Origin of the sequence: Kitasatospora sp. NPDC059803, assembly GCF_042732255.1 — a bacterium.
Classification (GTDB): domain Bacteria; phylum Actinomycetota; class Actinomycetes; order Streptomycetales; family Streptomycetaceae; genus Kitasatospora.
Genome location: NZ_JBHWIJ010000069.1, coordinates 22,554 through 32,060 on the forward strand (window position 1 = coordinate 22,554; position 9,507 = coordinate 32,060).

Sequence of the window (9,507 nt, forward strand, 5' to 3'; positions counted from 1 at the left end):
GGCGCCAGCCCCCGCCCCCCGCCGCCCCCCCCCCCCCCCCCCCCCCCCCCCCCCGCGCCCGCCCGCGGCGGGGCCGCCCCCCCCCCCCCCCCCGCCCCCCCCGGGCGCGCCGCGCGCCCCCCCCACCGCACGCCCGCGCTGCGTACCTCGGTGGTGTGGGAGGGTGTCCCCGCCCCCCTCCAGGTCGTGCGCCGCGGCGTCCGCCTGCCGGTGACCCACCTGGACCTGCGGGCGGTCGACCCGGGCGAGCGCGCCGACCGGCTGGCCCGGCTGCGCGCGGACGACCTCGCCCACGGGCTGGACCTCGCCACGGCGCCGCTCACCCGGCTCACCCTGGTCCGGCTGCCCGAGGCCCGCCTGCACCTGCTGTGGACCTCCCACCACCTGATCCTGGACGGCTGGAGCCTGGCCCAGGTGCTCACCGACGTGTTCGAGGAGTACGCGGCCCTCACCACCGGGGGCGTGCCGGCACCGGCGGTGCGTCGGCCCTTCGCCGACTACGTGCACTGGCTGGCCGGTCAGGACGCCGCGGCCGCCCGCGCGCACTGGCGGGGCGTCCTGGACGGCTTCGCCACCGCCACCCCGCTGCCCGCCGACCGCGCCCGGCGCGAGGCCCACCGGGCCCGCTCGGCGCTCGCGCACACGGCCGGCCTGTCGCCGGAGGCCTCCGCGCGGCTGGCCCGCACCGCCCGGCGGGCCGGGCTCACCCTCGGCACCGTGGTGCAGGGCGCCTGGGCCCTGCTGCTCTCCCGGTACAGCGGCGAGCCGGACGTGCTGTTCGGGACGACCGTCTCCGGACGCCCCGACGAACTGCCCGGCGTCGAGTCGATGATCGGCATGTTCATCAACACCCTGCCCACCAGGGTCCTGGTCGACGGCGGCCGCACCGCCGCCGACTGGCTGCGCGACCTCCAGGAGGCCCAGGCCGAGGCCCGGCGCCACGCCGCCGTGTCCCTCGCCGAACTCACCGCCTTCAGCGGCGTGCCGTCCGGCGGCACGCTGTTCGACAGCATCGTCGCCTTCGAGAACTACCCCTTCGACGACGCCCGCACGGCCGGCAGCGGGGTGCGCCTGGTGGAGGTCACCTCCCGGGACGCCACCAACTACCCGCTCGTCCTGCGCGCCTACCAGGGCGGGCACTTCGGCTTCGACCTCGCCTACGACCCGGAGCTGTTCGACGCCGCGACGGTCCGCACCCTCGCCGACCGGCTCTGCCTGCTGCTCACCGACCTGGCCGCCGGACTGGACCGGCCGCTGCGCGCCCTGGAGTGGACGACCGCGCAGGAGCGGCGGCAACTGACCGACTGGGACGGCACCGCGCACGGCCGCCCCGACCGGACCCTGGTCGACCTCTTCGAGGCGCAGGCCGCCCGCACCCCGCACGCCGAGGCCGTCACCTGCGGCGACGAGCACCTCGACTACGCCGCCCTGGACGCGCGGGCCGGCCGGCTCGCCCACCGGCTGGCCGGACTCGGCGCCGGGCCCGAGCGGTTCGTGGCCCTCGCGCTGCCCCGCACGGCCGACCTGGTCGTGGCCGTCCTCGCCGTCCTCAAGACGGGCGCGGCCTACCTGCCGCTCGACCCGGGCCTGCCGGCCGAGCGCCGAGCCCAACTGCTGGGCGACGCCGCACCGGTGGCCCTGGTGACCCACGGACCCGGCGGGCCGCCCGAGAGCTTCGAGCACGGGGTGCCCGTCCTCTCCCTCGCCGACCCGCAACTGCGCGCCGACCTGGCCCGGGGCCCGGCCGCCCCGCTCGCCGCCCGGCACCGCCCGCTGCCCGACAGCCCCGCCTACGCCATCTTCACCTCCGGCTCCACCGGCCGCCCCAAGGGCGTCGTGGTGCCGCACGCCAACGTGGTGCGGCTGTTCGAGCAGACCAGGGGCGTGTTCGGCTTCGGCGCCGAGGACGTCTGGACGCTGTTCCACTCCTACACCTTCGACTTCTCGGTCTGGGAGCTGTGGGGCCCGCTGCTGCACGGCGGCCGGCTCGTCGTCGTGCCCGAGGACACCGCCCGCTCCCCGGAGGACTTCCTGCGGCTGCTCGTGGACGAAGGCGTCACCGTCCTCAACCAGACCCCGTCCGCCTTCCACCCGCTGGCCCGCGCCGACGCCGAACACCCGGAGCTCTCCCGCCGGCTGGCGCTGCGCACGGTGGTCTTCGGCGGCGAGGCCCTGGACGCAGGCCGCCTCGCCGACTGGTACGACCGCCACCCGCAGGACGCGCCGCGCCTGGTGAACATGTACGGCATCACCGAGACGACCGTGCACGTCACCCAGGCCCCGCTGGAGCGCGCGACCGCCGCCGCCGGCGGCCCTGCACCGATCGGCACCGGCCTCCCGGACCTGCGGCTGTACGTCCTCGACGCCGACCTGGCCCCGGTGCCCCCGGGCGCCGTGGGCGAGCTGTACGTGGCCGGGGAGGGCCTGGCCCGCGGCTACCTCAACCGGCCCGGCCTGACCGCCACCCGCTTCCTCGCCGACCCCTTCGGCGCCCCGGGCACCCGGATGTACCGCACCGGCGACCGGGCGCGCCGGCAGGCCGACGGCACCCTGCGCTACCTGGGCCGCGCCGACCAGCAGGTCAAGATCCGCGGCTACCGGATCGAACCCGGCGAGATCGAGGCCGCCCTCCAGACCCACCCGGGCGTGGGCGCCGCCACCGTGGGCGTGTACCAGGACGCCTCCGGCACCCGCCGGCTGGTCGCCCACGTCGTCGCCGGTCCGGGCGCGGCCCACCCCCCGGCCGCCGCCGACCTGCGCGCCCACCTCGAACGGCTGCTGCCCGCCTACCTGGTGCCCGCCGCGTACGTCCCGCTGGCGGCCCTGCCGCTCACCCCCAACGGCAAGCTCGACCGGCGCGCGCTGCCCGTGCCCGGCCCGGCGGGCTTCGCAGCCGGCCGGCAGCGCACCGCGCCCCGCACCCGTGCCGAGCGGCTGGTCGCCGCGGCCTGGACGGAGGTCCTGGACACCGGGGAGATCGGCGCCGAGGACGACTTCTTCGCCCTGGGCGGCGACTCCATCCTCGCCGTCCGGGTCACCGCCCGGCTGCGCGCGGCCTTCGGGTCGGCGGACCTCTCGCCCCGGCTGCTGTTCACCCACCCGGTGCTGGCGGACCTGGCCGAGGCCCTCGGTTCGCCCGGCGGGCCGGGCGCTGCGGACGACCCGTCGGCCCTGGTCATCCCGGCCGCGGACCCGGCGGCCGAGCCGCCGCTGTCGTACGCCCAGCAGCGGCTCTGGTTCCTCGACCGGTTCGAGCCGGGCAGCACCGAGTACACCTCGCTCTCCGTGCTGCGCCTGCGCGGCGAGCTCGACCGGGCCGCGCTGGGCACCGCCCTGGACGCCCTGGTCGCCCGGCACGAGGCGCTGCGGACCACCTTCGCCGAGCGGGACGGCCGCGCCCGGCAGGTGGTGCGCCCGCCGCAGCCGGTCGAGCTGCCGTGCGAGGACCTCGCCGGGGCGCCCCCGGCGGCCCTGGACGCACTGCTGGAGCGGATCGCCGCCACCCCGTTCGACCTGGCCACCGGGCCCCTGCTGCGGGCCCGGCTGGTCCGGACGGCCGCGGACGAGCACGTGCTCGCGCTGGCCGTGCACCACATCGCCACCGACGGCTGGTCGATGGGCGTCCTGGGCCGCGACCTGGGCGAGCTGTACGCGGCGGCCCGCGAGGGGCGCCCGCCACGGCTGCCCGCGCTGCCCGTGCGCTACACCGACTACGCGTCCTGGCAGCGCGCGCGCACCGACCTCGCCGAGGCGGACCTCGCCCACTGGCGCCGGGCCCTGGACGGCCTGACCCCGCTGGAGCTGCCCACCGACCGGCCGCGCCCGGCCGTGCGCACCCGGGACGGCGCGCTGGTCGCCTTCACCCTGCCCGCCGGGCTGACCGCGCGGCTGCGCGAACGGGGCCGGGAGGTCGACGGCACCCTCTACACCACGCTCCTGGCGGCCTGCCAGGTCCTGCTCGCCCGCTGGTCCGGGCAGCAGGACATCGCGGTCGGCACCGTCACCTCGGGCCGCGAGCAGGGCGAACTCCACGACGTGGTCGGCATGTTCGTCAACACCCTGGTGCTGCGCGGCGCCGTCCGGCCGGAGCTGTCGTTCCGCGAACTGCTGGCTGCCGCCCACGGCACCGTCCTGGAGGCGCTCGCCCACCAGGAGGTGCCCTTCGAACGGCTGGTGGACGCCCTCCAGCCGGAGCGCGACACCAGCCGCACGCCGCTCTTCCAGGTCATGGTGGCCCTGCACAACCTCGGCGCCGAGGTGCCGCGGCTGCCTGGCCTGACGGTGGAGCCGGTCACCCCGCCCGTCCACGGCGCCACCTTCGACCTCTCCTTCGACTTCGTCGAGCGCGACGGCGGCCTGACCGGCTACCTGGAGTACAACACCGGGCTGTTCGACGCGCGGACGGCCGAGCACCTGGCCGGCCGGCTGGGCACCCTGCTGGAGGCCGTGGCCGAGGCGCCGGAGACGGCCGTCGGGGCGCTGCCGCTGATGACCGCCGACGAACGCCGCCGGGTGCTGCGGCAGGGGCGGGGCGCGCCGCTGCCCGCGCCGGACACCACCTTCCCCGCCCTGTTCGAGGCGCAGGCCGCCCGCACCCCGGACGCCACCGCCCTGGTCGCCCGGGACGCCACGCTCGACTTCGCCGCCCTCAACGCGCGGGCCAACCGGCTCGCCCGCCACCTCGCCGCCCTCGGCGCCGGCCCGGAACAGGTGGTCGCGGTCCGGCTGCCGCGCACCTCGGACCTGCTGGTCGCGCTGTTCGCGGTGCTCAAGGCGGGCGCCGCCCTGCTCTTCGTCGACCCTGACCTGCCCGAGGAGCGGGCCGCCCTCCTCCTCGACGACACCCGGCCCCGGGTGGTGCTGACCGGGCAGGCCCTGCGCGAGGTGCCGTGGGCGGCGCTGCCCGCCCACGACCTGACCGACGCCGAGCGGACCGCCCCCCTGCTGCCGCAGCACGCCGCCTACCTCGTCCACACCTCCGGCTCGACCGGCCGCCCCAAGGGCGTCGTCGTCGAGCACCGCCAGCTGGTCAACCTCTGCCGGGACCACCAGGAAGGCCTGGTCGCGCCGCACACCGCCGACGGGACGCGGCTGCGGGCCGCGCTCAGCGCCTCCTTCTCCTTCGACACCAGCTGGGAGGGCCCGCTGCTGCTCGCACTGGGCCAGGAGCTCCACCTGATCGACGAGGACGTCCGGCTGGACCCGCAGGCGTTCTGCGCCCAGGTCGTCGACCGCCGCCTGGACCTGGTCAACGTCACCCCCTCCTTCCTGCGCGAACTCACCGCCGCCGGACTGCTCGCCCCCGGCCCGCACCACCCGCGCCTGCTGCTGGTCGGCGGCGAGGCCGTCCCCGCCGCCACCTGGCGGGAGCTGTGCGCGGCGCACGCGGACCTCGGCGTCACCGCCTACAACATGTACGGGCCCACCGAGTGCACCGTCGACGCCGCCTACGCCCGGTGCGCGGACCACCCCGAGCGCCCCGTCATCGGCCGCCCCGGCCGCAACCTGGGCGCCTACCTGCTCGACGGCGCCCTGCGGCCGGTGCCGCCCGGCATGCCGGGGGAGCTGTACCTGGCGGGGGAGCAGGTCGCCCGCGGCTACCTGAACCGGCCCGGACTGACGGCCGCCCGCTTCCTCGCCGACCCCTACGGCCCGCCCGGGGCCCGGATGTACCGCACCGGCGACCTGGCCCGCTGGGACGCGAACGGGCAACTGGAGTTCCGGGGCCGCGCCGACGAACAGGTCAAGGTCCGCGGGTTCCGGATCGAGCCCGGGGAGGTGGAGGCCGCCCTGCTCGCCCACCCGGACGTCGCCGACTGCGCGGTCGCCGCGCGCGAGCACGCCGGCCGTACGGTGCTCGTCGGCTACCCGGTGCCCGCCGGCCGCCGCGTGCCGACCGCCGAGGAACTGCGGACCTGGCTGCGGCGGACGCTGCCCGACCACCTGGTGCCCGCCGCGTTCGTCCCGCTGGCCCGAATACCCCGGACGGCCGGCGGCAAGACCGACCGGCGCGCGCTGCCCGCGCCGCCCGCCCAGCCCGACCGCACCACCCCGTACGTCGCGCCGCGGCCCGGTGCCGAGGAACGGCTCGCCGCGATCTGGGCCGAGGTGCTGGGCGTGGAGCGCGTCGGCACCCGGGACAACTTCTTCGCGCTCGGCGGCGACTCCATCCTCAGCATCCAGATCGTCTCCCGCGCCCGCGCCGCCGGGCTCGCCCTCACCACCAAGGACGTCTTCCGCCACCAGAACATCGCCGAACTCGCGCTGTGCGCAGGAGATCCGGCAGAGCATCAGATAGTCGGCGAAGCCGAGCCCGGCGAGGCGCCGCTCACCCCGATCCAGCACTGGTACCTCGACGGCCGCCGCCCCGGCGACGCCCTGCGCTTCACCATGACCCAGCGCCTGGAACTGGCCCCCGGCACCGATCCGGCGGCCCTGCGCCGGGCGGTGCTGGCCCTGGTGGAGCACCACGCGGCCCTGCGCACCCGCTTCCACCGCACCGAGGCCGGCTGGCGCCAGGAGGTGCTTCCCCAGGGGGCGGACGGCGTCTTCACCCACCACGACGTCACCGGCCATGACGTGGAAGCGCAGGTCCAGCGGGCCACCGACGAGGCCCAGCGCTCCCTCGACCCCGTCGAGGGCCGCGTGCTGCGCGCCCTGTTCTTCGACCGCGGCCCCCGGCAGCCGGGCCAACTCGTCCTCACCGTCCACCACCTGGCCGTGGACGGCGTCTCCTGGCGCATCCTGCTGGCCGACCTCGAAGCGGCGTACCGCACGGCCCGCGCCGGAGCCCCCGTCGCCCTGCCGCCGACCGGCACGTCCTACGGCCGCTGGGCCACCCGGCTGGAGCGGCACACCCGCGCCGGCGCCCTGGACGGCGACCTCGGCCACTGGACGCGCACCGGCGCGGCCCCGGCCGACCTGCCCGCCGGCCGCCCCGCCCCCAACACCCCCGTCTCCAACACCCACGCCACCGCCGCCACCGTCCAGGTGACGCTGGACGAGCGGACCACCGAGGCGCTGCTGCGCCGCGTCCCCGAGGTCTACCGCACCCAGGTCAACGACGTCCTGCTCAGCGCCCTGGGCCGCACCCTGGCCCGCTGGTGCGGCCGGGACACCGTGCTGGTCGGAGTGGAGGGGCACGGCCGCGAGGACCTCTTCGAGGACCTGGACCTCTCCCGGACGGTGGGCTGGTTCACCGCCGAGTTCCCGCTCGCCCTGCGCGTCGACCCCGACGCCGGGTGGCACGACACCCTGCGCTCGGTCAAGGAGCAGCTGCGCGCCGTCCCGCTGCGCGGACTCAGCCACGGCGCGCTGCGCCACCTGCGGCCGGACGGCCCGCTGACCGGCGCGGCGGCGCCGCAGGTCGGCTTCAACTACCACGGCCGGTGGGACACCCGCGGCGGCGCCGACGGCCTGGTCCGCGGCGCGCTGCCCCCGGCCGGTCGCGACACCGACCCCGACGAGCCCCGCCCCTACCTGCTGGACATCACGGGCGCGGTCCAGGACGGCCGCCTCGAACTGGCGTGGACCTACCCCGCCGCCGTCTACGACGAGGCGACCGTCCGCGGGCTCGCCGAGGAGATGGGCGCCGCGCTGCACGAGCTGGCCGCGCACTGCGCCCGCCCGGACGCCGGCGGCCGCACCCCGTCGGACTTCCCGCTCGCCGGCCTCGACCAGGACCGGCTGGACCGGCTCGTCGGCGACGGGCGCGAGACCGACGACGTGCTGCCGCTGACGCCGCTGCAGTCCGGCATGCTCTTCCACGGGCTCGTCGACGCCGACGGCGCCTACGTCGACCGGATCGCGGTGCGCCTGGCCGGCGTCGCCGACCCGCGGGCCTTCGCCGAGGCCTGGCAGCTGGTCGCCGACCGTACCCCGGCACTGCGTTCCAGCGTTCACTGGCGCGGCCTGCCGCACCCCGTCCAGGTGGTCGCCCGGCACGCCGCACTGCCCGTCCGCCACCTCGACTGGCGCGACCTGGCGCCCGGGCAGCGCGCCGACCGGACGGAGCGGCTGCTCGCCGAGGAGCGCGCCGCCGGGATGGACCTCGCCACCGCGCCGCTCACCCGGCTGACCCTGGCCGCGCTGCCCGGCGACGAGGTCCTGCTGCTGTGGTCCACCCACCACCTGATCCTGGACGGCTGGAGCACCGGGCAGCTGCTCACCGAGGTGTGCGAGGAGTACGCCGCGCTGACCGGCGGCCCGCAGGCGCCCCGGCCGGTCCGACGGCCGTTCGCCGACTTCCTGGGCTGGCTGCACGACCAGGACGAGGAGGCGGCCGAGGCCCACTGGCGCGGCCTGCTGGCCGGATTCACCGGCCGGACCCCGCTGCCGTACGACCGCCCGCCGACCCGGGCCCACCGCGCCCGCTCCAGCGCCGCCGCCCACCGCGAACTGGACGAGACGCTCTCCCGGCGGCTGCGCGAGAACGCCGCCGCTGCCGGACTGACCGTCAACACCGTGGTGGAGGGCGCCTGGGCGCTGCTGCTGGCCCGCTACAGCGGCGGCGACGACGTGGTCTTCGGCACCACCGTGTCAGGGCGCCCGGCCGAACTGCCCGGCGTCGAGTCGATGATCGGCCTGTTCATCAACACCGTGCCGACCAGGGTCCCGATCCCCTCGGGCGGTGTGCTGCCCTGGCTGCGGGAGCTCCAGGAACGCCAGAGCGACGGCCGCCGCTTCGACCACCTGGCCCTGCCGCGTGTCCAGGCCCTGAGCGACCTGCCCACCGGGGAGCCGCTGTTCGACAGCATGGCGGTCTTCGAGAACTACCCCGTCGACGAGTCGGCCGCCGACCGGACCGGGGTGCGGGTGGTCGAGGTGCGCGCCGACGACGCCACCACCTTCCCCTGGTGCCTGCGCGCCCACCTGGCCGAGCGGCTCGGCTTCGACCTGGCCTACGACCCCGCGCTCTTCGACCACCGGACGGCCCACGGCGCGGCCGACCGCCTGGTCCTGCTGCTCACCGCCCTCGCCGACGGCCTCGACGGCGACCTCGCCGAGCTGGACCAGCTCACCCCCGCCGACCGGGAGCAGCTGGCCTCCTGGCACGGCACCGCCCGCCCGGCGGCGCCGCGCAGCCCGCTCCAGGTCTTCGCCGAGCAGGCCAGGCGCACCCCGGGCGCGCCCGCCGTGCGCGACGGCGACCGCGAACTGACCTACCGCCAGCTCGACGACTGGTCCGACCGCCTGGCGGCCCGGCTGCTGGCCGACGGCCTGGCCCCCGAAGGCCGGGTGGCGCTGCTGATGGACCGCTCCGCCGAACTCGTCGCCGCCCAGCTGGCCGTCCTCAAGGCGGGCGGCGCCTACCTGCCCGTCGACCTCCGGGCCCCCGAGGAGCGCCGCCGCGCGCTGCTCGACCAGGTCGGCGCCGCCCGGGGGGGCGCCGCCCGGGACGGGCGCGCCCGGGCCCGCCGGGCGCGGCCCGACCGCGTGCCGCTGTCGTACGCGCAGCGGCGGCTGTGGTTCGTCGACCAACTGGAGGGCGCCAGCGCGATGTACCAC

General features: G+C 77.4%; 1 protein-coding gene. It reads left to right on the plus strand.

Annotated elements, in window-relative coordinates; genetic code table 11:
* Positions 1-153 precede the first annotated feature (153 nt).
* Positions 154-9,507: amino acid adenylation domain-containing protein (locus ACFV6I_RS14255; protein WP_380425360.1), on the plus strand; the 9,354-nt coding region annotated here is incomplete at its 3' end.